This window comes from Phenylobacterium sp., assembly GCF_030646615.1.
GTDB lineage: Bacteria > Pseudomonadota > Alphaproteobacteria > Caulobacterales > Caulobacteraceae > Phenylobacterium.
Map to the genome: position 1 here is coordinate 1 of NZ_JAUSLG010000056.1, position 22,960 is coordinate 22,960.

19 protein-coding genes, 3 tRNA genes and 1 pseudogene are annotated in these 22,960 nt (G+C 67.2%); 8 read left to right on the plus strand and 15 right to left on the minus strand.

Annotated elements, in window-relative coordinates:
• Both Q7S93_RS09550 and Q7S93_RS09555 read right to left on the minus strand, forming a co-directional pair.
• Positions 1–225, minus strand: a pseudogene (locus tag Q7S93_RS09550) (NADH-quinone oxidoreductase subunit B); the annotation flags it as partial.
• Entirely contained in the window at positions 195–572 is a 378-nt protein-coding gene (locus Q7S93_RS09555) for an NADH-quinone oxidoreductase subunit A (RefSeq protein WP_304713655.1), read from the minus strand. The pseudogene Q7S93_RS09550 and the gene Q7S93_RS09555, both read right to left, overlap by 31 nt.
• A 248-nt stretch (positions 573–820) precedes the next feature.
• On the opposite strand from Q7S93_RS09555, the gene Q7S93_RS09560 reads away from it, so the two are divergent.
• Positions 821–2,362: an AbgT family transporter gene (locus Q7S93_RS09560; protein WP_304713656.1), complete on the plus strand. Its 1,542-nt coding sequence runs from the start codon at positions 821–823 to the stop codon at positions 2,360–2,362.
• 66 nt (positions 2,363–2,428) lie between these two features.
• Positions 2,429–2,505, plus strand: a tRNA-Asp gene (locus tag Q7S93_RS09565).
• A gap of 61 nt (positions 2,506–2,566) precedes the next feature.
• On the opposite strand, the gene Q7S93_RS09570 is transcribed toward Q7S93_RS09565, so the two are convergent.
• The 6 genes from Q7S93_RS09570 to clpX all read right to left on the minus strand — a co-directional run bounded on the left by Q7S93_RS09570 (position 2,567) and on the right by clpX (position 9,203).
• Positions 2,567–3,661, minus strand: coding sequence for a glutathione S-transferase family protein (locus Q7S93_RS09570; RefSeq protein ID WP_304713657.1), 1,095 nt, complete (start codon positions 3,659–3,661; stop codon positions 2,567–2,569).
• 74 nt (positions 3,662–3,735) lie between these two features.
• On the minus strand, positions 3,736–4,650 hold the full coding sequence (locus Q7S93_RS09575; protein WP_304713658.1) for an aldo/keto reductase: 915 nt from the start codon (positions 4,648–4,650) through the stop codon (positions 3,736–3,738).
• 30 nt (positions 4,651–4,680) lie between these two features.
• A tRNA-Val gene (locus Q7S93_RS09580) sits at positions 4,681–4,757 on the minus strand.
• A gap of 121 nt (positions 4,758–4,878) precedes the next feature.
• Positions 4,879–5,154, minus strand: coding sequence for an HU family DNA-binding protein (locus Q7S93_RS09585; RefSeq protein ID WP_304713659.1), 276 nt, complete (start codon positions 5,152–5,154; stop codon positions 4,879–4,881).
• Between the two features lie 165 nt (positions 5,155–5,319).
• Positions 5,320–7,716, minus strand: coding sequence for an endopeptidase La (gene lon, locus Q7S93_RS09590; protein ID WP_304713660.1), 2,397 nt, complete (start codon positions 7,714–7,716; stop codon positions 5,320–5,322).
• Positions 7,717–7,940: 224 nt separating this feature from the next.
• Positions 7,941–9,203, minus strand: a complete 1,263-nt coding sequence (gene clpX / locus Q7S93_RS09595; RefSeq protein WP_293321178.1) for an ATP-dependent Clp protease ATP-binding subunit ClpX — start codon at positions 9,201–9,203, stop codon at positions 7,941–7,943.
• 376 nt (positions 9,204–9,579) lie between these two features.
• Here clpX and Q7S93_RS09600 point away from each other — a divergent pair, with 376 nt between their 5' ends.
• Positions 9,580–10,197, plus strand: coding sequence for an HAD-IB family hydrolase (locus Q7S93_RS09600; protein WP_304713661.1), 618 nt, complete (start codon positions 9,580–9,582; stop codon positions 10,195–10,197).
• Between the two features lie 79 nt (positions 10,198–10,276).
• Positions 10,277–10,555, plus strand: coding sequence for a hypothetical protein (locus Q7S93_RS09605; RefSeq protein WP_304713662.1), 279 nt, complete (start codon positions 10,277–10,279; stop codon positions 10,553–10,555).
• Here the strand turns inward: Q7S93_RS09605 and Q7S93_RS09610 are convergent.
• From Q7S93_RS09610 to Q7S93_RS09640, 7 genes are all read right to left on the minus strand, one after another.
• Complete coding sequence (locus Q7S93_RS09610) at positions 10,531–11,145, minus strand: ATP-dependent Clp protease proteolytic subunit (RefSeq protein ID WP_304713663.1); 615 nt, start codon at positions 11,143–11,145, stop codon at positions 10,531–10,533. The two genes, Q7S93_RS09605 and Q7S93_RS09610, sit on opposite strands and share 25 nt — an antisense overlap.
• A 206-nt stretch (positions 11,146–11,351) precedes the next feature.
• Entirely contained in the window at positions 11,352–12,710 is a 1,359-nt protein-coding gene (gene tig, locus Q7S93_RS09615; RefSeq protein WP_304713672.1) for a trigger factor, read from the minus strand.
• Between the two features lie 143 nt (positions 12,711–12,853).
• A tRNA-Leu gene (locus Q7S93_RS09620) sits at positions 12,854–12,938 on the minus strand.
• A 53-nt stretch (positions 12,939–12,991) separates the two neighbouring features.
• The gene (locus tag Q7S93_RS09625) at positions 12,992–13,615 is read right to left on the minus strand and encodes a LysE family translocator (protein ID WP_304713664.1); all 624 of its coding nucleotides are present in this window, start codon (positions 13,613–13,615) and stop codon (positions 12,992–12,994) included.
• 267 nt (positions 13,616–13,882) lie between these two features.
• Positions 13,883–15,331 carry an NAD(P)H-hydrate dehydratase gene (locus tag Q7S93_RS09630; protein ID WP_304713665.1) on the minus strand — a complete coding sequence of 483 codons (1,449 nt, stop codon included), beginning with the start codon at positions 15,329–15,331 and terminating at the stop codon, positions 13,883–13,885.
• A 25-nt stretch (positions 15,332–15,356) separates the two neighbouring features.
• Complete coding sequence (locus Q7S93_RS09635; RefSeq protein ID WP_304713666.1) at positions 15,357–15,926, minus strand: histidine phosphatase family protein; 570 nt, start codon at positions 15,924–15,926, stop codon at positions 15,357–15,359.
• A 4-nt stretch (positions 15,927–15,930) separates the two neighbouring features.
• A complete protein-coding gene (locus tag Q7S93_RS09640) occupies positions 15,931–17,466 on the minus strand; it encodes an acetyl-CoA acetyltransferase (RefSeq protein WP_304713667.1) in 1,536 nt (511 codons plus the stop codon).
• 236 nt (positions 17,467–17,702) lie between these two features.
• Between Q7S93_RS09640 and Q7S93_RS09645 the strand changes: the two genes are divergently transcribed.
• The 4 genes from Q7S93_RS09645 to Q7S93_RS09660 all read left to right on the plus strand — a co-directional run.
• Complete coding sequence (locus Q7S93_RS09645; protein ID WP_304713668.1) at positions 17,703–18,041, plus strand: P-II family nitrogen regulator; 339 nt, start codon at positions 17,703–17,705, stop codon at positions 18,039–18,041.
• Positions 18,042–18,079: 38 nt separating this feature from the next.
• Positions 18,080–19,489 carry a type I glutamate--ammonia ligase gene (gene glnA, locus Q7S93_RS09650; protein ID WP_304713669.1) on the plus strand — a complete coding sequence of 470 codons (1,410 nt, stop codon included), beginning with the start codon at positions 18,080–18,082 and terminating at the stop codon, positions 19,487–19,489.
• A 137-nt stretch (positions 19,490–19,626) separates the two neighbouring features.
• A complete protein-coding gene (gene parE / locus Q7S93_RS09655) occupies positions 19,627–21,705 on the plus strand; it encodes a DNA topoisomerase IV subunit B (RefSeq protein ID WP_304713670.1) in 2,079 nt (692 codons plus the stop codon).
• 165 nt (positions 21,706–21,870) lie between these two features.
• Positions 21,871–22,960 (plus strand): DEAD/DEAH box helicase (locus Q7S93_RS09660; protein ID WP_304713671.1); only part of this gene is annotated, 1,090 nt, incomplete at its 3' end.

The following is a 22,960-nucleotide window of genomic DNA, read 5'->3' on the forward strand; positions in this document are numbered from 1 at the left end:
CACGGCGCAGCAGGCCAGGCCAAACGTCATCCACATGAGCGAGCCGGTGCGCGCCCAGGTGATCAGGTCGTCGGCGGCCGCAGTAATAAAGCCCTTGTCGGCCAGTTCGCTCGACACGCCGTCGAAGAACGGGTCGTGGACTTTGGGGTCGTAGCCCTCGACCGTCGTACGGCCGGCCGAACCCGCGGGAACGATCACTCCCATTCCAGGGCGCCTTTCTTCCACTCGTAGATGAAGCCGACGGTCAGGATGCCCAGGAAGGACATCCTCGACCAGAAGGCGAACTGGCCCACGTCCTGCGGCAGCTTCATAAGCGCCACGGCCCAGGGAAACAGGAAGGCCACTTCAAGGTCGAAGATGATGAAGAGGATCGACACCAGGTAGAACCGGACGTCGAACTTCATCCGCGCATCGTCAAAGGCGTTGAAGCCGCACTCGTAGGTCGAGAGCTTTTCAGGGTCCGGCGCCTTGGGCGCCAGGACGGCGGCGGCCAACACGAAGGCCACGCCCAGGACCGCCGCGATCCCCAGGAAAATCACGATGGGCAGGTACTGCAGAAGGAACGCGTTCATGGAGTCCTCGAAGGAGTCGCGCGCCCTTCTAGACCAGCATTGCGCAGGGTTCAAACAGCGGATTCCCGCAACAGAGATATGCCATGGCGCGACCTCCCGCTCGCCCTCATCAGACATCGTGAGATGTCGTGGTCGCCGCCGAACCGGGCATGGGACGATATATTCTGCGAATGCTTCGCAATTGCTACGAGACCGGTTTGCGCCGCAGCCCGCGCACCCTAGGCTCAGCCCTCAAGCCGGAGGGGCAGTTGACCACCAAACCCTTTATCCATAGGGCGCTGGACGCCATCGAGCGCCTGGGCGATCGCCTGCCGGACCCGGTCTTCATCTTTGCCTGGATCATCGGCGGCCTGGTCCTGGCCAGCGTCATCTGCGCCTGGGTCGGCGTCAGCGCGATCAATCCGGTGGATGGGGAGTTGCTGCGCGCCCAGAGCCTGCTGGCCCCGGGCAATATCCAGACCCTGCTGGTGGAGATGCCGCGCACCCTCACCGGATTTGCGCCGCTGGGCTATGTGCTGCTGATCATGCTGGGGGCGGGAATCGCCGAGCGAGTCGGCCTGCTGTCGGCCGCCATTCGCGCCATGATGAGCCGCACGCCCCGTCTGCTGGTCTGCCCGGTGGTCATCTTCCTGGGCCTGATCGCCAACCATGCCGCCGATTCGGGGTTCGTGATCCTGCTGCCCCTGGCCGGCGCGGCCTTCGCCGCCGTCGGTCGCCACCCCATCGCGGGAATCGCCGCAGCCTTCGCCGGCGTGGTCGGCAGCTTCGCCGGCAACCCCCTGCCCGGCCAGTTCGACGCCCTGATCCTGGGCCTGTCGGAGCCCGCCGCCCGGCTGATCGACCCCACCTGGACGGCCAATCTGGTGGGCAACTGGTACTTCACCGCCGCCGGCGCCCTGGTGTTCATCCCCGTGGCCTGGTGGGTGACCGCCAACGTCGTCGAGCCCCGGCTCGGCCCCTGGACGCCGCCGGAGAACCTGCCGCCGCAGGACGCGCCCCTGTCGCCGGTCGAGCGCCGGGCCCTGATCTGGTCCGGTGTGGCGGTGCTCGGCGTCATCCTCCTGTGGGCCGCCATGGCCCTGGCGCCCGGCGCGCCGCTGGTGGACCGCAGCGTCGAGGGACCCTCGCGCTGGACGCCCTTCTTCCGTTCCCTGGTGGCCGGCTTCTTTGTCCTCTTCCTGGCTGGCGGCCTCACCTATGGCCGGCTGACGCGTCAGATCCGCAGCGACCGGGACGTGGTGCGCCTGGCCTCGGAGTCCATGGCCTCCATGGCCCCCTATATCGTCCTGGCCTTCGCCGCGGCCCACTTCATCGCCATGTTCACCTGGTCGAACCTGGGGGTGATCATCGCCATCCACGGGGCCGAGACGATCCGCGCCACGGGCCTGCCCATCCCGGTGCTGCTGATGGCCATCGTCGTGCTGACCGCCGCCCTCGACATGCTGATCGGTTCAGCCTCGGCCAAGTGGGCGGCCATCGCGCCGGTGCTGGTCCCCATGCTCATGCTGCTGGGCGTCAGTCCCGAGATGACCACGGCGGCCTACCGCATGGGCGATTCCAGCGTGAACATGGCCTCGCCGCTGATGCCCTATTTCGCCCTGGTCCTGGGCTTCTGCCAGCGCTGGCGGCCGGGCTTCGGCGTCGGCGGCCTGATCAGCGCCATGCTGCCCTATTCGGCGGCCATGATGAGCGCGGGCCTGATCCTGGTCGGCCTATGGTCGGCCCTGGAGCTTCCCCTCGGTCCACAGGCCAGCGTGCATTATTCCCCGCCCAGCGCGATTAGCCGCTGATCGGCAGTTGACACGATTCAGGTCGGGACCTATCAGACGCGCCTCGCGGCGACGTGAGACCCTTAAGCGGGTGTAGCTCAGTTGGTTAGAGCGCCGGCCTGTCACGCCGGAGGTCGCGGGTTCGAGTCCCGTCACTCGCGCCATGGTCTTTCAGTTGGAAGACCAGGCGCCCCTCCCCCAGAACGAATTGATCTGCCCGCCGGCTTAGAGTTTGGCGAAGGGCTTGAGCCGTTCGGGCTCGCCCGGCGCAAAGGCCAACGCCTCCCAGAACCCGGCGGGCTCCAGAACCGGACGCAGGGCCTCCCGATCCGCTTCGGAAAGCTCGGCGAACATCGCCTTCAGCCAGAGCCAGCAGTCCACCGTATAGGGCCGCGCGAAGCTGGACAGGGTCACGCCGCCCACCTGGAAGGCGCACCGCAGTTCGCCGCGTCCGGCCGCCTCGGCGGAGGCCAGCATCATCGCCCGAAAGCCGCCGCCGGCCAGACCGATCACCTCGACAAGGGTCTGGTCTGGCGCGGGGTCGGCCGCCCAGTCGCCCTGGTGCCCGGAAAGATCATCGACCCACTGGGTCCACTGATAGAGCCGCACCGCATGGGTGCGCATCAGGCGGGACGGGCTAGGATCGATGGCCAGCTGGCTCAGCATGCCATAGAGGCCGAAATCGGCGATGGAGGGCCGCTGGCCGAACAGGAACAGCCGCCGCGACAGGCCGCGCTCGAGGATGTCCAGCAGGGCCAGATACTCCGCCTCAAGAGCCCCATGGGTGGTCGGGTCGCCGCCGCCGATGAAGTTTCGCACCATCTGCTGGCGGGCGGTGAACTTCTCGATTCCCAGGTCGAGCGCCGCCTCGTCGACATCCCCCAGCCAGCCGGCCATCTGGCGGCGGGCGCAGAAGGCGACGTCGTCGGCCGCGGTCCAGCGGAAGGCCATCAGGATCACCGCCAGCCACTCGTCGGCGAAGTCCTCGACCAGCCGCGCCAGGAACCGCTGGGCCGGGGTGGGCGGAAACAGGCTGGGCCCCTCCGGATGCAGGGTCTCCATCTCGTGCAGGATCGGCGTGGAATCGTTCCAGGCGCTCCCATCGGGATAGAGCACGACGGGCAACAGCCGCTTGCCGAAGCTGGCCAGGCCGGCCGCCTGCCCCGTCCCATCGAACCCGCCCAGGGGTATGGTCCAGTCGTGGGGAATGCGGCGATAGCGCAGGGCCGCCCGGACCTTGTGCGAATAGGGCGAGCCGGGGCCGGCGAGGATGCGATAGCGCCCTTTGCGGGGCTGCAGGTCGGCCTGTTCGAGGATCACGGGGTCGGCTCCATCGCCACAATCGGCACACCACGTGACAATATCTCCCTCCGCGCTGGAGGAAAGCGGAAAGCTCAGAGGCCCTGGGCCTGACGGAGCCTGGCGCGCGCCTCCGCCGGCAGGACCAGGCCCGAGGCCGCCGCATTGGCCTCCAGATGGGCCAGCCGCGTGGTGCCCGTGACCGCGGCCGACACGCCCGGATGCTCCAGCACATAGGCCAGGGCGGCCTGAGCTGCGCTCATGCCCTCCAGGCGGCGCAGGAAGGCGAACCGCTCGGCCAGGGCCAGCTCCTCCCGATGGTTCTTCAAGGCCCGGGCGGCGTACCAGAGATCGCGCAGGCCGCGGACCTTGCGGATCTGGCCGTCCACATGGCCCATGGCCAGCGGCATGCCAGCCAGGACGCCCTTGCCCCGGGCGGCGGCCGCATCAATGAGCGCGCCCCGCTCTGGCCGCAGCACGTTGTAGTCCAGCATGACCACATCGAGGCCTGGCGCGGCGATGATGGCGGCGATCACCGCCGGATCGAAACTGTTGGCCCCAAAGGCGGCTGCCAGGCCCCGCGCGCGCAGGCTTTCGAGGGCGGCGAACAGGTCGTCGTTCAGCTCCGCCGCCGCAGGCCCGTGCAGCTGGACCAGGGCCAGGCGCTCCAGCCCGAGGCGCCTCAGGCTGGACTCGACGCTGGCGGTGATGGCGGCGGGCGAGAAGTCGCGCCCCGTGCGTCCGCCGCCCGCATGAAAGGTGCCGACCTTGGTGGCGATCACCAGGCTTGAGACGTCACGTCCCTTCAGCGCCCGCCCCAGCCGGGGCTCGGCCTCGCCACGGGAATAGCCCGGGGCGGTGTCGAAGAGGGTGACGCCCAGATCCAGCGCCCGATGGACCAGCCGAACCGCCTCGCCCTCGTCGAAAAGAGGCAGGCCCCAGTAGCTGGCGCAGCCGAAGCCGATCTCAGAGACGGTGAGCCCGGTGCGGCCCAGGGGACGATATCGCATGCGGCCTTCAGCGGGCCATGGCCCGGAGGATGGTGGGCGGCGAGGGGCTCGAACCCCCGACCCCCTGGGTGTAAACCAGGTGCTCTGACCAGCTGAGCTAGCCGCCCGTGATCGCGTTCTTAGCCCTTCGGGCGCGAGATTCGGAGGGGAATTGGCGCCGGGCGCCCGTGAAAAAGGGGCGGCCGCATGGGCGCCCGCCCCTTCCGGAATTCCAGCCCCTGGGGGACCTCAGGGGTTCAGCGCGTTCTTCAGCCCTTCGCCGACACGGAAGCGTGCGGTCTGGGACGCCGGACGGTTGACGCTCTCGCCCGTACGGGGATTGCGCGCCACGCCTGCGGCCCGGCTCACCGGGACAAAGCTGCCGAAGCCCACCAGCCGGACCTCGTCGCCCCCCTTCAAGGACCCCGTCACGGAGTCGATGAAGGCCTCAAGGGCCTCCTTGGCTTGCGCCTTGGTGATGCCGGCCTTGTCGGCCATGGCCGCGACCAGTTCAGCCTTGGTCATTCTCGTTTCCTCTCCCTGCCCTTTTTCTGTTTTTTTTCGCGACGGCTCGGCAGCGGCAAAGGCCTTCGCGCCAAGGGATTATGCGAGCTTCGCCGGGCGCGTCAAACGAAGCGGCGCAGGAGAGGTCCCCCGCGCCGCTGGCCGTCCAGGTTTTCGAGGCTGACGCTAGTGCGTCATGATCGCCTCAGGCTCACCGTCCTCGGACGGAACGCCGGCCTTGGTGGGCGGCTCCGTCCATTCGATCGGCTCGGGCGCCCGCACCAGGGCCTGGGCCAGGACCTCATCCATGGTGTTCACCGGGATGATCTCCAGGGCTTCCTTCACCTTGGCGGGGATGTCGGCCAGGTCCTTCTCGTTCTCCTGCGGGATCAGCACGGTCTTGACGCCGGAGCGCAGGGCCGCGAGCAGCTTCTCCTTCAGGCCGCCGATGGCGGTCACTCGCCCGCGCAGGGTCACCTCGCCGGTCATGGCGAGATCCTTGCGGATCGGAATGCCGGTCAGCACCGAGACGATGGCCGTAGCCATGGCCGCCCCGGCCGAGGGACCATCCTTGGGCGTGGCGCCGTCCGGCACGTGGATGTGGACGTCGGTCTTCTCGAAGGACGGCGGCTCGATGCCGAACTGGGTGGCCCGGCTGCGGACGTAGGAATTCGCCGCGGCGATGGATTCCTTCATCACGTCCTTCAGGTTGCCCGTGATGGACATGCGTCCCTTGCCCGGCATCTTGACCGCCTCGATGGTCAGGATGTCGCCGCCGAAGTCGGTATAGGCCAGCCCTGTAATGATCCCGACCTGATCCTCGGCGTCGGTCTCGCCATAGCGGTACTTGCGCACGCCGGCGTACTTGGCCAGCCGTTCGGCGTCGATGGTGACGCTGGTCAGCGACTCGCGGCCCAGGTCCCGGACCGTCTTGCGGGCCAGATTGCCCAGTTCCCGCTCCAGCGACCGCACGCCGGCTTCCCGGGTGTAGTAGCGGATCAGGTCACGGATCGCGTCCTCAGGCACCACGAACTCCTCGGGCTTCAGCCCGTGGTCCTTGGTCAGATTGGGCAGGACGTGACGCTTGGCGATCTCGACCTTCTCATCCTCGGTGTAGCCGGGGATGCGGATGATCTCCATGCGGTCCAGCAGGGGCTGGGGCATGTTGAGCGAGTTGGCCGTGGTGACGAACATCACCGGCGACAGGTCATAGTCCACCTCCAGATAGTGGTCGGCGAAGGTGGAGTTCTGCGACGGGTCGAGAACCTCGAGCAGGGCCGAGGCCGGGTCGCCGCGATAGTCGGCGCCCATCTTGTCGATCTCGTCCAGCAGGAAGAAGGCGTTGGTCGTCTTGGCCTTCTTCATCGACTGGATGATCTTGCCCGGCATGGAGCCGATATAGGTCCGGCGGTGGCCGCGGATCTCGGCCTCGTCGCGCACCCCGCCCAGGGAGACGCGCACGAATTCCCGCGCCGTCGCCTTGGCGATGGAGCGGCCGAGCGAAGTCTTGCCGACGCCGGGAGGGCCGACGAGGCAGAGGATCGGACCCTTCAGCGCGCCGGTGCGGGCCTGGACGGCCAGATATTCCAGGATCCGCTCCTTCACCTTTTCGAGGCCGTAGTGATCCTCGTCGAGGATCGCCTCGGCCTGGATCAGATCGATGGGCTTCTGCTTGGCCTTGCCCCACGGGATCGACAGCAGCCAGTCCAGATAGTTCCGCACGACCGTGGATTCGGCCGACATCGGGCTCATGGAGCGCAGCTTCTTCAGCTCCGCCTCAGCCTTGGTGCGGGCCTCCTTGGAGAGGCGGGTCTTCTTGATGCGCTTTTCGAGCTCGTTGAGCTCGTCGCGGGTGTCGTCCTGCTCGCCCAGCTCGCGCTGGATCGCCTTCATCTGCTCGTTCAGATAATATTCGCGCTGCGTCTTCTCCATCTGACGCTTCACGCGATTGCGGATCTTCTTCTCGGTCTGCATCACCGAGATCTCGCCCTCCATCAGGGCGTAGACCTTCTCGAGACGCTTCACGACGTCGAAGATTTCCAGCAGGGCCTGCTTGTCGCTGATCTTCACCGACAGGTGCGAGGCGACGCGGTCGGCCAGCTCCCCCGGATTCTCGATCTGCGGCATGGCCGCAAGGGCCTCGGGCGGCACCTTCTTGTTGAGCTTCACATAGGTCTCGAACTGCTCGACCACGGCGCGGCTGAGGGCTTCGGCCTCGGCCGAGGCCAGGCTGTCGTCGGGCAGGTCGGCGATCTCGACCTCGTAATAGTCGGTCTGGGCCGTGTAGCGGGCCACGCCCGCACGGGTCTTGCCCTCCACCAGCACCTTGACGGTGCCGTCGGGCAGCTTGAGCAGTTGCAGGATCGTCGCGACGACACCCACCTCATAGATGGCGATGGGCGCAGGATCGTCGTCGTCCTTGTCCTTCTGGGTCAGCAGAAGGATGTCCTTACCATCGTTGCGCATGGCCTCTTCGAGCGCCCGCACGGATTTTTCCCGTCCCACGAAGAGGGGCACGGGCTGATGGGGAAACACGACGATGTCGCGCAAGGGCAGGACAGGTAGGGTCTTTGTCTCGGACATGATGCTTTCACTCCTGGCCGGCCCCCTCTGACAAGCAAGGCTCGACCATCGGACCGCGGTTACCCAGACGATGCGCCTGAGTCGGACGGCCCGTCCGCCAAGACGGCGGTCTCTTCAGCTTATTTATGTGGACGCTTCGCGCCGTGGTTCAAGCGCCACAGGGGTGTTGCGCGACATCATGTCTTCGGCGTTGCAACACAAATTCGTGGGGGAACGGCGCGGCCTCAGGCCGCGCCGCCCTTGTCCCGCCGTTCGGCATAGATAATCAGCGGCTGGGCCCGGCCTTCGACGACCTCGGCGTTGACCACCACCTCTTCGACACCGTCATAGGTCGGCAGCTCGTACATGGTGTCGAGCAGGATGCCTTCCAGGATGGAACGCAGGCCCCGGGCGCCGGTCTTGCGCGCGATGGCCTTGCGGGCCACGGCGTTCAGAGCGTCGTCGGTAAAGGTCAGGCCGACATTCTCCATGTCGAACAGGCGCTGGTACTGCTTGACGAAGGCGTTCTTGGGCTCGGTCAGGATCTTGACCAGGGCTTCCTCGTCCAGGTCGTCCAGGGTGGCGATCACCGGCAGGCGGCCGATGAACTCCGGGATCAGGCCAAAGCGCAGCAGGTCGTCGGGCTCCACGCGGCGGAAGATCTCGCCGGTGCGCCGGTCGTCGGGGTCCGAGACCTTGGCGCCGAAGCCGATGGAGGTCCCCTGCCCGCGGGCCGAGATGATCTTGTCGAGGCCGGCGAAGGCGCCGCCGCAGATGAACAGGATGTTGGTGGTGTCCACCTGCAGGAATTCCTGCTGCGGATGCTTGCGGCCGCCCTGGGGCGGAACCGAGGCCACCGTGCCTTCCATGATCTTCAGCAGGGCCTGCTGGACGCCCTCGCCCGACACGTCGCGGGTGATGGAGGGGTTGTCCGACTTGCGGCTGATCTTGTCGACTTCGTCGATATAGACGATGCCCCGCTGGGCCCGCTCGACATTGTAGTCGGCCGACTGCAGCAGCTTGAGGATGATGTTCTCGACGTCCTCACCGACATAGCCGGCTTCGGTCAGGGTCGTGGCGTCAGCCACGGTGAACGGTACGTCGATGATTCGAGCCAGCGTCTGGGCCAGCAGGGTCTTACCCGTGCCGGTCGGCCCGATCAGCATGATGTTGGCCTTGCCCAGCTCCACGTCGTTGTTCTTCGTGGCGTGGTTCAGGCGCTTGTAGTGATTGTGGACGGCCACCGAGAGGACCTTCTTGGCGTGGTCCTGGCCGATCACGTAATCGTCGAGGACTTCGCGGATCTCGCGAGGCGTCGGGACGCCGTCCTTCGACTTCACGAAGGAGATCTTGTGCTCCTCGCGAATGATATCCATGCAGAGCTCGACGCATTCGTCGCAGATGAACACCGTCGGCCCAGCAATGAGCTTGCGGACTTCATGCTGGCTCTTTCCGCAGAAGGAGCAGTACAGCGTGCTCTTGGAGTCCCCGCTCGCGGCCTTGGTCATGTTCAGTCTCACTCTCTCGACGACGCCGGTCGAAATCATCGCCCTGGGCGCAGGCGGCGATTTCCCGCCATCCTTGCAGGATACGCGCCGGGGGTTGTCTAATCCTTGACATTCCCCGATCCGAGACCGGATCACAAGCCTTGCCGCACGACCAGAGGCTTCAAAGGGCCAGGCGCCCGATGGCGCGCAATTTCGAATCTCTAGATGGGACTGTATCGGATTGGCGCAAGGGACCCCATGCGCACCTTGCCCCCAAAGGGTGTGTCGGGCTCAAGCTTGTGCAAATCCATCGGCGCCCTTTTCGCAGGGCGACGGATTATAGGGGCCCGATGATCAGACTGCGTTATTTCGGCGCAAGGCGCGCCCAGGGGGCTTGATGGACGATCCTGCCGAAGACACGGGCGTCGTCGCATTCGATTTCGACGGCACGCTGACCACCCGCGACAGCTTCACCACCTTTTTGAAATGGCGGGTCAGCCGCGCCCGCTACGCCCGGGGCATGCGCCGGCTGGCGCCGGCGGCGGGCGCCTATCTGTTTCATCGCAATCGCGGTCGGATCAAGGCTGCGGCGGTTCGGGAGTTCCTCAAGGGCGTGCCCCGCGCCGAGCTGGAGGCCGAGGCCCGCGGCTTCGCCGAGGCCTTCGCCCCGCGCCTGCTGCGCCCCGACGCCCTGCACACCTGGCGGCGCTGGCGCGAGCGGCGGGCGACCATGGTCATCGTCACCGCCTCGCCGGACATCATCGTCCAGCCCTTCGCCCGCGGGCTCGGGGCCGACCACCTGATCGGCACGCGCCTAGTGTTCGACGCCGAGGATCGCGTGGCCGGCGTCATCGATGGCCGCAACTGTCGGGGGCCGGAGAAGGTCGTGCGCCTTCAGGCCCAGTTTGGGGACGATATCCGCCTGCGGGCCGCCTATGGCGACACCAGCGGCGACCGGGAGATGCTGAAGATCGCCGACGAGGCGGGCTATCGGGTGTTCAAGGAGAGCCCATAGTCGCCTGCGCTTCCGCATCGGCGCGCCTGTCGGCCATAGTCTATCGACTGTGGCTGGGGCCGACGGCGAGGAGGATGAGGTGCGTCATGCCGGCCCCGATGCGCTTGACCTGCTGGAGCCCCTGCTGACCGAACTGCGCGCCCTGCCCGGCCTCAATGAAAAAAGGCGCGGCGTCTTCTACGTGAAGAGCCGCGCCTTTCTGCATTTCCACGAGGATCGCGCCGGCCTGTTCGCCGATCTGCGCGGCGGCGCCGACACCGATTTCGAGCGATTCGACGTCACCGGCGCGGAAGGCCAGGCGCGCCTGATTGACGCCGCCCGCGCCCGCCTGGATCAGTCTTCGCTGCGACGCTCATAGACGTGGTCGACGATGCCCCAGGCCTTGGCTTCCTCGGCGGTCATGAAATGGTCGCGGTCGAGGGTCGCCTCGACCACCTCGATGGGCTGGCCGGTGTGCTTGGCGTAGAGCTCGTTCAGCCGGCCCTTGGTCTTGATGATGTCCTCGGCGTGGCGCTGGATGTCCGAAGCCTTGCCGGAATAACCCCCAGACGGCTGGTGCACCATGATGCGGGCGTTGGGCAGCGAGATCCGCTGGTCCTTCTCGCCGGCCATCAGCAGGAACGAGCCCATGGAGGCCGCCATGCCCATGCAGACGGTGGAGATCGGGCTCTTCACGTATTGCATGGTGTCATAGATCGCCAGGCCGGACGTCACGATGCCGCCCGGCGAGTTGATGTACATGGAGATCTCTTTCTTGGGGTTCTCGGACTCCAGATAGAGCAGCTGGGCGCAGATCAGGGCGGCCATGCCGTCCTCGACCGGGCCGTTGAGGAAGATGATCCGTTCCTTCAGCAGCCGGGAGAAGATGTCGAAGGCCCGTTCGCCGCGGCTGGTCTGCTCGACCACCATGGGCACGAGGTTGAGCGCGGTGGTCACATGGTCACGCATAAGCTTAAAAGCCCTTCTCGATGGGCGATCGTCGGATCGCCGTCGTCTCCGATATCGCGTCTGCGTCAGGAGGTTGCAAGGTGAGCCTCCGACGCAGGCGCTTTCGGAACCCCTAAAGACGCATGATCCCGACGTCGCGCCAAGGCCACGCCGGGATCATTTTCGTTCCAGCATCCCCGCCGCCTCAGAGGGCGGCGCGCGGCCTATCAGTCGCCATAGCCTTCCGGCAGATCGTCCTCGGCCATCAGCTCGTCCTTGCTGACGTCCTTGTCCTCGACCTTGGCCTTCTCGACGATCAGGTCGACGACCTTGTCTTCGAAGATCGGCGCGCGGAGCTGCGCCTGGGCGTTGGCGTTCTGGCGGAACATGTCGAACACCTGCTGGGCCTGCGGGCCATAGCGCATGGCCTCCTGGCGCATGGCCTCCAGCAGTTCCTGCTCGGTCACCTGGACATTGTTGACCCGGCCGATCTCGGCCAGGACCAGGCCCAGGCGCACCCGGCGCTCGGCGATCTTGCGATATTCGCTCTCGAGCTGCTCGTCGGTCTTTTCGGCGTCTTCCGGCGGCAGGGCCTCGCGTTCCTTGTCCTGCTGCACCTGGGTCCAGATGGCCGCGAACTCGGCCTCGACCATCTTCGGCGGCAGGGGGAAGTCGTGCTTGGTGTCCAGCGCATCCAGCAGGGCGCGCTTCAGTTTGAAGCGCGAGGCGCTGACATACTGCTGCTGGATATTGTCGCGCAGCAGCTCCTTGAGCTTGTCCAGGCTCTCGATGCCCAGCTTCTCGGCGAAGGCGTCGTCGGCTTCGGTCTCCACCGGCGCGGAGACCGCGGTCACCTTGACCTCGAACTCGGCTTCCTTGCCGGCCAGATGGGCGGCCTGGTAGTCCTCGGGGAAGGTCACCTTGACCACGACATCGGTGTCGGGCTTGGCGCCGACCAGTTGCTCTTCAAAGCCCGGGATGAAGCTGCCCGAGCCGAGCACCAGCTGGGCGCCCTCGGCCGAACCGCCTTCGAAGGCCTCGCCGTCGATCTTGCCGACGAAGTCGATGGTGACCTGGTCGCCGTCCTTGGCCTTCACGGTCTTGCCCGTGCGCGGCTCAAAGCTGCGGTTCTGCTTGGCCAACTCGGCCAGGGCCTCGGTCACTTCCTCATCGCCGGGGGTATAGACCGGGCGGATCAGCTCCAGGGTCGCAGGGTCCACCGGCTCGAAGTCCGGCATCAGCTCCAGCGAGATGTCGAACGCCAGGTCGGCCTTGCCGTCGACCACGTCCTGCAGGTCGCCCTCGGGCTTCAGGTCGGGTTCGCCGGCCGGGCGCAGCTTGTTGTCTTCCAGGACCTTCTGGGTCGATTCCGAAATGGTCGCCTCGACCACTTCGGCCATCAGGGCCTTGCCGTGCACGCGGCGCACATGGGCCGGCGGCACCTTGCCCGGGCGGAAGCCCTTGATGTTCAGCTGCGGGGTCACCTCGGCGATGCGGGCTTCCAGGCGCTCGGCCAGGTCCGCGGCCGGGACAGTGACGCCATAGACGCGGCTGAGGCCTTCACCGGACTTTTCAACGATCTGCATCGACATTCTTGCTTCCGGACTCCGGGGCGCTGTCACGCGCTCTTGACGGTCCGCCTAAAGGTGAAACGGGAAGCGCCGCCTACGTCGAGGCGGCGGGAGGGCGCCCTTATGTCACGGGCGCCTGCCCGGTCCAAGAGCAAAGGTGGTGCGGGCGAGAGGACTCGAACCTCCACGCCTTGCGGCGCTGGAACCTAAATCCAGTGCGTCTACCAGTTCCGCCACGCCCGCGTTCCGCGCCTGCCATCGGCGGTTTGCCTGCGCGCGTCAAGCTGCCTTCCCCGTCACGACCAGGTCCCCATGAGGTCGAGGAGGATCGGGACCAGGGAGGCGACCAGCAGGGCCGCCATGGTCCAGTTGAACCACCGCAGCGCCCCTGGCCGCGCCAGAAGCCGGCGGAGGGCCACCCCTGATCCCGCCCAGGCCACGGCGCTGGGCAGGTTGACGAGGAACACCACCACGGCGCCGATCAGCATGTCGCCGGGTCCGCCCTCGCGGGGCACATAGGCCGCGGCCACGCCGACGGCCATGGTCCAGGCCTTGGGATTGACCCACTGGAAGCCGGCGGCCTGCAGGATGGTGAAGGGGCGGGCGGTGGCCTGCCCCTCCCCCACGCCCTTGGCCGTGGCGATCTTCCAGGCGAGCCACAGAAGGTAGGCCGCGCCCAGGGCCTTCAAGATCGTGTGGGTCTGTGGGTAGGCGGAAAACAGGCCGCCGAGGCCAAATCCAACCGCCAGCAACAGGACCACAAAGCCCAGCACCACGCCGGCCAGGTGCGGCAGGGTGCGCATGAACCCGTAGTTGGCGCCCGAGGCCATCAGCATGGCGTTGTTGGGGCCAGGGGTGATCGAGGAGACGAAGGCGAAGAGCGCGAGCGCCCCCAGAAGCTGGGGCGTGTAGCTGGTCATGGGATCGGGTCCGGAAAGGCTCTGACCACAGGCGCTGGCGATCCTACAACGCCTCCACCCACGGTCGAGGCCGGGGTGGTGGGGAGGAGATCGCCGCCGAGGGCGACTGCTTATTCTAGATCCTCATCCCGCCAGCCGCAGCCGCGCCCATAGCCACGCGCCGGCGGCTACCGGTGCGAGGGGACGGGCGGACATGGCGGGCAGACGGGTCAAGGGCCAGGGCTCCAGGGCGACGGATCATCGCCTAGCAGACGCCTGCCCCATGGTCTAGCTGACGCCGTAGAGCCTGCGCAGGATGGACGGCGTCAGCCCCGGCAGGTCCTCGGCGATCAGGCCGGGTCCATGGGCGTGGGCGGCCTCGGCATGGATCCAGGTCGCCGCGCAGGCGGCCTCGAAACTGTCCATCCCCTGGGCGACCAGGCCGGCGATATAGCCGGCCAGCACGTCGCCCGCCCCCGCTGTGGCCAGCCACGGCGAGCCGTTCAGCGCCACGGCCGCCCGCCCATCCGGCGCAGCGACCACCGTGTCGTGGCCCTTCAGCAGCACCACCGCATCGGCCAACTCCGCGGCCCGGCGGGTCGCCGTGATCCGCTCGGGCGCGGAGTCCAGGGCGCCGGGGAACAGGCGCTCGAACTCGCCCGCGTGGGGGGTGAGGACGTCATCCTTGTCGAGGACCGAGAACAGCTCTTCGGGGTCTTCGCGGAAGACGGTGATGGCGTCGGCGTCGAGGATCAGGGCCGCGCCGGTGCGGGCCAGGGCCAGGACGTTCATCAGGGTCGTCTCATTGACCCCGGCGGCCGGACCGATGACGGCGGCGTCCACGTCGGCGGCGAGGTTCTCCAGCTCCGCCTCGCTGTCGAAGGGGCGCAGCATCACCGCCTCCAGGTGGGCGGCGTTCGCGGCCAGAGCGTCGGGCGGCGACAGCACGGTCACCACGCCGGCGCCGATCCGCAGGCCCGCCCGGGCCGCCAGCCGCGCCGCCCCGGTGCGCCAGGCCGGTCCGCTGACCACCACCATCCGGCCTCGTGCGTGCTTGTGCGAGGCCGCTGTCGGCCAGGGAAAGCGCGGCGCCCAGAGGTCAGGCGTGTTTTCGAACAGGCTGGTCTCCACCGGCGGCAGGCCGATATCGGCGACGACCACCTCGCCGCAACGCCCTCGCCCGGGCTCCAGCACATGGGCGGGCTTGCGGGCATGGAAGGTGACGGTCAGGACGGCGCGGCCACAGACCCCGAGCGGCTGGCCGGTGTCGCCAGGCAGGCCGCTGGGCGTATCGACCGCCACCACCGGCTCGGGCGTCGCATTGAGCAACTGGACGACCCGGGCCGCCTCTCCGCTCAGGGGGCCTGAAAGGCCAGCCCCGAACAGGGCGTCCACATAGAGGTCGGCCGCGAGGTCGGCGGATTCGATGGCCTGGACAGGGCCCGCCCACAGGGCGGCCATGGCCTGGGCCGAGGGGCTGCGCGCCGGTTCCAGCGCCGCCACACGCACCGGCCAGCCGCGCTCGGCCAACAGGCGGGCGACCACATAGCCGTCGCCGCCATTGTCGCCGGGCCCGCAGAGCACCAATACGTCACAGGGGGCGAAGCGGGCGATGACGGCTTCGGCCACGGCGGCGCCGGCCCGCGCCATCAGCTCGGCGGCGGCGACGCCGGCGCTCACGGCCGCCTGATCGGCGGCGCGGATTTGCGCGACCGTAAGAATCTGGTGGGGGGCCACGCGGTCTCCGGGACTAGAAATCAACTTACAGGACGCTGGTTGAGGCTTCTCGCCCCTTCTCCACCAGGGTCAAGGTCTTACCGTCGGTTTCCAGCACGGTGATCGAGGTGTGATCGGGACGGAAGCCCACCACCTGATCGTCGCCGGTCAGGCAGGACACCACCGCATTGATGGCGACGAAATGGCTGAACACCGCGGTGTCGCCGCGGGCGATCAGGGCGGCGGCCACGTCGCGACGCCAGGCGTCATAGTCCAGGTCGCCCTGGATATCGCCCCAGGCGCCCTGGAAGGCCGCCTTCAGCCAGGCGCCGCGGTCGGTGGCGGCCAGATTGGCCGGCGTAGGGATTTCTCCCACCGAGGGATCGACCTCGGCCTCGACGCCAAGCGCCTTGGCGGTCGGCTCGGCCGTTTCGCGGCAACGGGCCAGGGGCGAGGAGACGACCCGCGAGGGGCGTTCATTCGCCGGCAGGGCCAGCAGGAAATCCCGGGCGGCCTCGGCCTGAGCCTGGCCGGTCTCGTCCAGGCCCGGATCGTCGTCATGACCGCCCCAGGTGGCGGCGGGCTTTCCGTGGCGGATCAGATAGAGGCGAGGCATGGCTTCAGTCCGGTACAAAGAGGTTGCGTTGGCCCTCGGAGGCGGGGCCGACCTGGCCGCTGCGGCCGACGGATTCCACAGATTCGAGGCTGTGGAGCACGGCCGGGTCGGTGGGGGTATGGGCGACGAACCGGCGGTCGGCCTCGTCGCGACCGACCACGAGGCCCATCAGATAGCCCTCCCGGCCATGGACGACGGTATAGGTCTCGATCACGGCGCGACCCTGCGGCGTTTCTGTGACAACGGGATGTGGCAGGGCGTCGATCTGACGCTGGATGACCCCCGGGTCCTGCCGCTCGAACGGCGCCTCGGGCGCCCGGCAGGAATAGATTCCCGTCGACTGCTTGGTCAGGAACCAGCCATTGGCCGTCACCAGGCCATAGGTGTCCCGGGCCTGCCGCAGCCGCTGCATCATCACGGCGATGGCGTGCAGGGCGTAGTTGTTGCCCGGGCCGCCGGCATAGGGCAGCCCGCCGGTCACGGTCAGCCCCCTGGGATCGTCCAGGGAGAGGCCCAGCTCCTCCGCGCCAATCTCCACGGCCACGGGAAAGCAGGAATAGAGGTCGATGATCCCGATCTGGTCGAGGCTGATCCCGGCCATCTCCAGGGCCCGGGCGCCGGTCAGACGCATGGCGGGACTGGAATGGAAGTTCTGGCGGTCCAGGGGATACCAGAGGTCCGAGGCGTCGGCGCAGCCATGCAGATAGACGAGGTTGGCCTCGGGCACGCCCAGTTCGCGGGCCTTGGCCAGGCTCGCCACCATTACGCCGGCCGACTGGTCCACATCCATGATGGCGTTGAGGTACTTGGTGTAGGGAAAGCCCACCATGCGGTTGCGCTCGGTGACGGTGATCAGCTCTTCGGCCGTGCGCGCAATGGGGAACCAGGCGTCGCGATTGCGGGCGGCGACCTCGGTGAAGGGCGCAAACAGCTCGCCCAGGCGCTTCTGGTGATCGGGGATGCTGCGGCCGTCGCGCGCCCTCAGGGCGTTCTCGAACAGCGGATAGGTGTTGATCGGCCGCCCCAGGCCATGCCGCGCCTCATACGGGGTGACGCCGGGCCGGGGATCGCCGATGCGCTGCGGCGGATCGAGGCCCTGGTCCTCGTCCCAGTCCTCAAAGCCCAGCCCCTTGGTCAGGCGCTTGGTGGCCGAGCCCAGGAATTCACATCCCACCACCAGACCCAGCTGGCTCTCGCCCTTGGCGATGCGCTCGCAGAGGGTGTTGATCAGCTGCTGGGGACTATTGCCGCCCATATGGGAATAGACCGACCAGGCCGGCGCCGCGCCGAGCGCTCGGGCGAGGCTCAGGGGCGGATTTGTGCTGTGTGGCGTCGCCCGTCCCCCGCCCGGCGCGTCGACCGTGAACCCCACCACGGCCAGGCTGTCGATGGCGGCCAGGTCGCGCTCGGCGAGACCGGCGTCCTGCGCGGCGGCGAGCGCCGCAATCTTCAGCAGTCGGGTCGGCGCGGGCGCAGACTGCGGCTCGCCGCGATATGTGAATTGACCCGCCCCGATCAGAACTGGGGTTCTATCGTCCATCGCAACGCCTCCGCACCCGACTGCACCATTCGATCCTAGGGGGGATCGGGCCGGTCACAAGGCGATTTCCGCAACGCACAATCATTGTGCGACGGTTGACTATTTTATAAGCATCACGCGTTTTCGTCTTAGGCCCGGGAAGGTCGGCGCAGGCAGGCTCTTGTGGGCTCGCAGCTTGGCGTGCTCCGTCGCCTCGACCGCCGGGGCGGGCGGCGCATTCAGTGATACGAGGCCCCATGAAGAAGATCGAAGCCGTCATCAAGCCGTTCAAGCTCGACGAGGTGAAGGAGGCCCTGCAGGAACTGGGCGTCCAGGGCATGACCGTGCTTGAGGCCAAGGGCTATGGACGGCAGAAGGGGCAGACCGAACTCTATCGCGGCGCCGAGTATGTCGTCGATTTTCTCCCCAAGATTAAGATCGAGGTGGTGGTCGCTGACGACCAGCTCGACAGCGCCCTGGAGGCCATCACGACCGCGGCGCGCACCGGCCGCATCGGAGACGGGAAGATCTTCGTCTCCGAAGTCATTGAAGTTGTTCGCATCCGCACCGGGGAAACCGGCGCGCTTGCCGTCTGATCATCCACTCTAAAGAAGCGAGTTAGGGGATAACCGCCATGACGACCGCCAAAGACATCTTGGACATGATCAAGGAAAAGGACGTCAAATATGTCGACGTCCGTTTCACCGACATTCGCGGCAAGATGCAGCACGTCACCTTCGACATCGACCTGGTCGATGACGACTTCCTGACCGACGGCACCATGTTCGACGGCTCGTCGATCGTCGGCTGGAAGGCCATCAACGAGTCGGACATGAAGCTGCGTCCGGACCTGGCCTCGGCCTATATCGACCCCTTCTACCAGCAGACGACGCTCTGCCTGTTCTGCGACGTGCTGAACCCCGACACCAACACCCCCTACAACCGCGATCCGCGCTCCATCGCCAAGGCGGCCCTGAATTACGTGAAGTCGGCCGGCATCGGCGACACCGTCTATTTCGGCCCGGAAGCCGAGTTCTTCCTATTCGACGACGTGCGCTGGTCCACCTCGGGCCACAACACCGGCTACGCCTTCGACTCCACCGAACTGCCGGTGAACTCGTCCAAGGAATATGCCGAGGGCAATATGGGCCACCGGCCCGGCCCCAAGGGCGGCTATTTCCCGGTCAACCCGATCGACTCCGCCCAGGACCTCCGCGGCGAAATGCTGGCCGTCATGGGCGAGCTGGGCATGCAGCCCGAAAAGCACCACCACGAGGTGGCGCCGGCCCAGCACGAACTCGGCCTGAAGTTCGCCGACCTGCTGACCATGGCCGACCGGATGCAGCTCTATAAGTACGTCATCCACAACGTCGCCGCCGCCTACGGCAAGACGGCCACCTTCATGGCCAAGCCGATGTTCGGCGACAACGGCTCGGGCATGCACGTCCACCAGTCGATCTGGAAGGACGGCCAGCCCATGTTCGCCGGCGACAAGTATGCCGGCCTGTCGCAGGAATGCCTCTGGTACATCGGCGGCATCATCAAGCACGCCAAGGCGATCAACGCCTTCGCCAACTCCACCACCAACAGCTACAAGCGCCTGGTGCCCGGCTACGAAGCGCCGGTGAAGCTGGCCTATTCGTCGCGCAACCGCTCGGCCTCGATCCGCATCCCGCATGTGGACTCGCCCAAGGCCAAGCGCATCGAAGCCCGCTTCCCCGACCCGATGGGCAACCCCTATCTGACCTTCGTCGCCCTGCTGATGGCGGGCCTCGACGGGATCGAGAACAAGATCGATCCGGGCCCGGCCATGGACAAGAACCTCTATGACCTGCCGCCCCGCGAGCAGAAGAAGGTTCCGGAAGTCTGCGGCTCCCTGCGCGAAGCCCTGGAGAACCTCGACAAGGACCGCACCTTCCTCAAGAAGGGCGGCGTGATGGATGACGACTTCATCGACAGCTATATCGAGCTGAAGATGGAAGAAGTGATGCGCCTGCAACTGCATCCGCACCCGGTCGAATTCGACATGTACTACAAGTGCTAAGCCTCAAGGATTGAGGTTGGATTTGAGGGGCCGCGGCGCAAGCTGCGGCCCTTTTTCCTTACCACCGCCCACGCATTGATTTGTCTCGCCCCCCGATTCATACCGGGGCCTCCCGAATCGCCCCAGCTTCCGAGCCAATGTCCAAGGCCCCTCCCCAAGCCTCCCTGTTCGACGACGCCCTGAACCCGGCTCCGGCTTCGCCCCTGGCGCAGAGCCATGAGCCGCGCCCGAGCCCGCCGCCGCCGCCCGCCAAGGCCGCCGAGCCCGCCGAAGCGGCGGGCGCCGGGGGTTACTCGGCCAAGGACATTGAGGTCCTCGAGGGCCTGGAGCCCGTGCGCAAGCGGCCGGGCATGTACATCGGCGGCACCGACGAGCGCGCCCTGCACCACCTGTTCGCCGAGGTGCTGGACAACGCCATGGACGAGGCCGTCGCCGGCCACGCCACGTTCATCGAGGTGCATCTCGATGCGGATGGCTATCTGAGCGTCAGGGACGATGGTCGCGGCATCCCCGTCGACCCCCACCCCAAGCATCCGGGCAAGTCGGCCCTGGAAGTGATCATGACCGTCCTGCACTCGGGCGGGAAATTCTCCGGCAAGGCCTATGAGACCTCAGGCGGCCTGCACGGGGTCGGCGTCTCGGTGGTCAACGCCCTGTCCGAGCGCGTGGAGGTCACCGCCTGGAAGGACGGCTTCGAGTGGAGCCAGGCCTTTGCGCGCGGCAAGCCGCTCGGCGCCATCGAAAAGGGCCAGCCGACCCGGAAGCACGGCACGGCGATCCGCTTCCTGCCCGACCCGCAGATCTTCGGCGAGGGGGCGGCCTTCAAGCCCGCGCGCCTGTACCGGATGGCCAGGTCCAAGGCCTATCTGTTCGGGGGGGTGGAGATCCGCTGGAAATGCGATCCCGCCCGCATCCAGGACCAGACGCCGGCCGAGGCGGTGTTCCGCTTCCCCAACGGCCTAGCCGACTATCTGGCCGAGCAGGTGGAGAAGATCGAGACCGTCACGCCTGAACCCTTCGCCGGGCGCTTCGCCCGCCAGGGCGAGGCCGGGGCCGTGGAATGGGCCATCACCTGGACCGCCGAGGGCTTCGGCGAGGCCGACGGCTTCATGCGCTCCTACTGCAACACCGTGCCGACGCCCGAAGGCGGCACCCATGAGGCTGGCCTGCGCGCCGCCCTCACCCGCGGCCTCAAGGCCTATGCCGAGCTGACCAACGAAAAACGCGGCGCGCTCATCACCGCCGAGGACGTCCTCGCCCAGGCGGGCGCCCTGATCAGCGTGTTCGTCAAGAATCCGGAATTCCAGGGCCAGACCAAGGAGCGCCTGTCCTCCAGCGACGCCCAGCGCCTGGTGGAGGCCGCCCTGCGCGATCCCTTCGACCACTGGCTGACCGCCCAGCCCAAGGCCGCCAGCACCCTGCTGGCCTTCGTCATCGACCGCGCCGAAGAGCGCCTGAAGCGGCGCAAGGACCGCGACGTGGCGCGGTCCTCGGCCACCCGCAAGCTGCGCCTGCCGGGCAAGCTGGCCGACTGCGCCATCCAGGCCTCGGCCGGCACCGAGCTGTTCCTGGTCGAGGGTGATTCGGCCGGCGGCTCGGCCAAGCAGGCCCGCGACCGCCGCACCCAGGCCATCCTGCCCCTGCGCGGCAAGATCCTGAACGTGGCCTCGGCCGGCGCCGACAAGCTGGTGGCCAACAAGGAGCTGAGCGACCTCCTGCTGGCGCTGGGCGTCCAGACGGGCGCCAAGTTCCGCGAGGAAGATCTGCGCTACGAGCGCATCGTCATCATGACGGACGCCGATGTGGACGGCGCCCATATCGCCTCCCTGCTGATCACCTTCTTCTACCGCACCATGCCCGACCTGATCCGGGCCGGACGCCTCTTCCTTGCCCTGCCGCCCCTCTATCGGATCAGCCATGGGGGCAAGACGGTCTACGCCCGGGACGACGCGCACCGCGAAGAGCTGATGGCCACCGATTTCAAGGGCAAGAAGCCCGAGATCGGCCGCTTCAAGGGCCTGGGCGAAATGATGCCCGCCCAGCTCAAGGAAACCACCATGGACCCGGCCAAGCGCATCCTGGCCCGGGTGACCCTGCCGCGGGCCGAGGAGTCGGTGATCGACCTCGTCGAGGCCCTGATGGGGCGTAAGGCCGAGCTACGCTTCCGCTTCATCCAGGAGAATGCGGAATTCGCCACCGATGATCTCGATGTCTGAGGCTCATGGCCGGCGGCGAACAAACGACGCCCTTAAGCGTCCCCTCACAGCGTCATGCGTTGACTTGAAAGCGCTTACGCCTATGTTCCGCGGCGCGCGTCGATCACGCCGCGCTTGTCGATCAGGGGCGCGACTTGACGTCCGCTGATCTTGATTTGCCGATGAATGACTGAATTTTCCTCTCTGGGCCTGTCGGATTCGACACTGAAGGCCATCGCCGAAACCGGCTACACTGAAGCCACGCCCATCCAGGAGGCGGCCATTCCGGTCGCCCTGGCGGGTCGTGATGTCCTGGGCATCGCCCAGACGGGCACGGGTAAGACCGCCGCCTTCACCCTTCCGATGATCGACCGCCTCGCTGCGGGCCGGGCCAAGGCCCGCATGCCCCGGGCGCTGGTCATCGCGCCGACCCGGGAGCTGGCCGACCAGGTCGCCTCCTCCTTCGAGCGGTACGCCAAATATCATCGCCTGAGCTGGGCCCTGCTGATCGGCGGCGTCTCGTTCGGCGATCAGGAAGCCAAGCTGGACCGGGGCGTCGACGTCCTGATCGCCACCCCTGGCCGCCTGCTGGACCATTTCGAGCGCGGCAAGCTGTTGCTCACCGGCGTGCAGATGCTGGTGGTCGACGAAGCCGACCGCATGCTCGACATGGGCTTCATCCCCGACATCGAGCGCATCTTCAAGATGACGCCGCCGCGCCGCCAGGTGCTGTTCTTCTCGGCCACCATGCCGCCGGAGATCACCCGCCTGACCAAGCAGTTCCTCAACGATCCCACGCGGATCGAGGCGAGCCGCCCGGCGACCACGGCCGAGACCATCACCCAGTATATCTGCGACCTGCCGGTGTCGGACTCCAAGGCCAAGCGCGCCGCGCTCCGCGCCCTGGCCGAGCGGGCCGACGTGAAGAACGGCATCGTCTTCTGCAACCGGAAGACCGAGGTCGATATCGTCGCAAAGTCGCTCAAGACCCACGGCTTTGACGCCTCCCCGATCCATGGCGATCTCGACCAGGCGACGCGCACGCGGACCCTGGAGAGCTTCCGCAAGGGCGAGCTGAAGCTGCTGGTGGCCTCCGACGTCGCCGCCCGCGGTCTCGACATCCCGGCCGTCAGCCACGTCTTCAACTACGACGTGCCGCACCATGCCGACGACTATGTGCACCGGATCGGCCGTACGGGCCGCGCCGGTCGCACCGGCGAGACCTACATGATCGTCACGCCGGCCGACTCCAAGTCCCTGGACAAGGTGCTGAAGC

Bases quoted from the DNA above. Each gene is read 5' to 3' on its own strand.
- Q7S93_RS09585 (WP_304713659.1), bottom strand. From the start codon at position 5,154: ATGACCAAGGCTGAACTGGTCGCGGCCATGGCCGACAAGGCCGGCATC.
- Q7S93_RS09555 (WP_304713655.1), bottom strand. From the start codon at position 572: ATGAACGCGTTCCTTCTGCAGTACCTGCCCATCGTGATTTTCCTGGGG.
- Q7S93_RS09575 (WP_304713658.1), bottom strand. From the start codon at position 4,650: ATGCGATATCGTCCCCTGGGCCGCACCGGGCTCACCGTCTCTGAGATC.
- lon (WP_304713660.1), bottom strand. From the start codon at position 7,716: ATGTCCGAGACAAAGACCCTACCTGTCCTGCCCTTGCGCGACATCGTC.
- glnA (WP_304713669.1), top strand. From the start codon at position 18,080: ATGACGACCGCCAAAGACATCTTGGACATGATCAAGGAAAAGGACGTC.
- Q7S93_RS09610 (WP_304713663.1), bottom strand. From the start codon at position 11,145: ATGCGTGACCATGTGACCACCGCGCTCAACCTCGTGCCCATGGTGGTC.
- parE (WP_304713670.1), top strand. From the start codon at position 19,627: ATGTCCAAGGCCCCTCCCCAAGCCTCCCTGTTCGACGACGCCCTGAAC.
- clpX (WP_293321178.1), bottom strand. From the start codon at position 9,203: ATGACCAAGGCCGCGAGCGGGGACTCCAAGAGCACGCTGTACTGCTCC.
- Q7S93_RS09635 (WP_304713666.1), bottom strand. From the start codon at position 15,926: ATGCCTCGCCTCTATCTGATCCGCCACGGAAAGCCCGCCGCCACCTGG.
- tig (WP_304713672.1), bottom strand. From the start codon at position 12,710: ATGCAGATCGTTGAAAAGTCCGGTGAAGGCCTCAGCCGCGTCTATGGC.
- Q7S93_RS09645 (WP_304713668.1), top strand. From the start codon at position 17,703: ATGAAGAAGATCGAAGCCGTCATCAAGCCGTTCAAGCTCGACGAGGTG.
- Q7S93_RS09640 (WP_304713667.1), bottom strand. From the start codon at position 17,466: ATGGACGATAGAACCCCAGTTCTGATCGGGGCGGGTCAATTCACATAT.
- Q7S93_RS09625 (WP_304713664.1), bottom strand. From the start codon at position 13,615: ATGACCAGCTACACGCCCCAGCTTCTGGGGGCGCTCGCGCTCTTCGCC.
- Q7S93_RS09600 (WP_304713661.1), top strand. From the start codon at position 9,580: ATGGACGATCCTGCCGAAGACACGGGCGTCGTCGCATTCGATTTCGAC.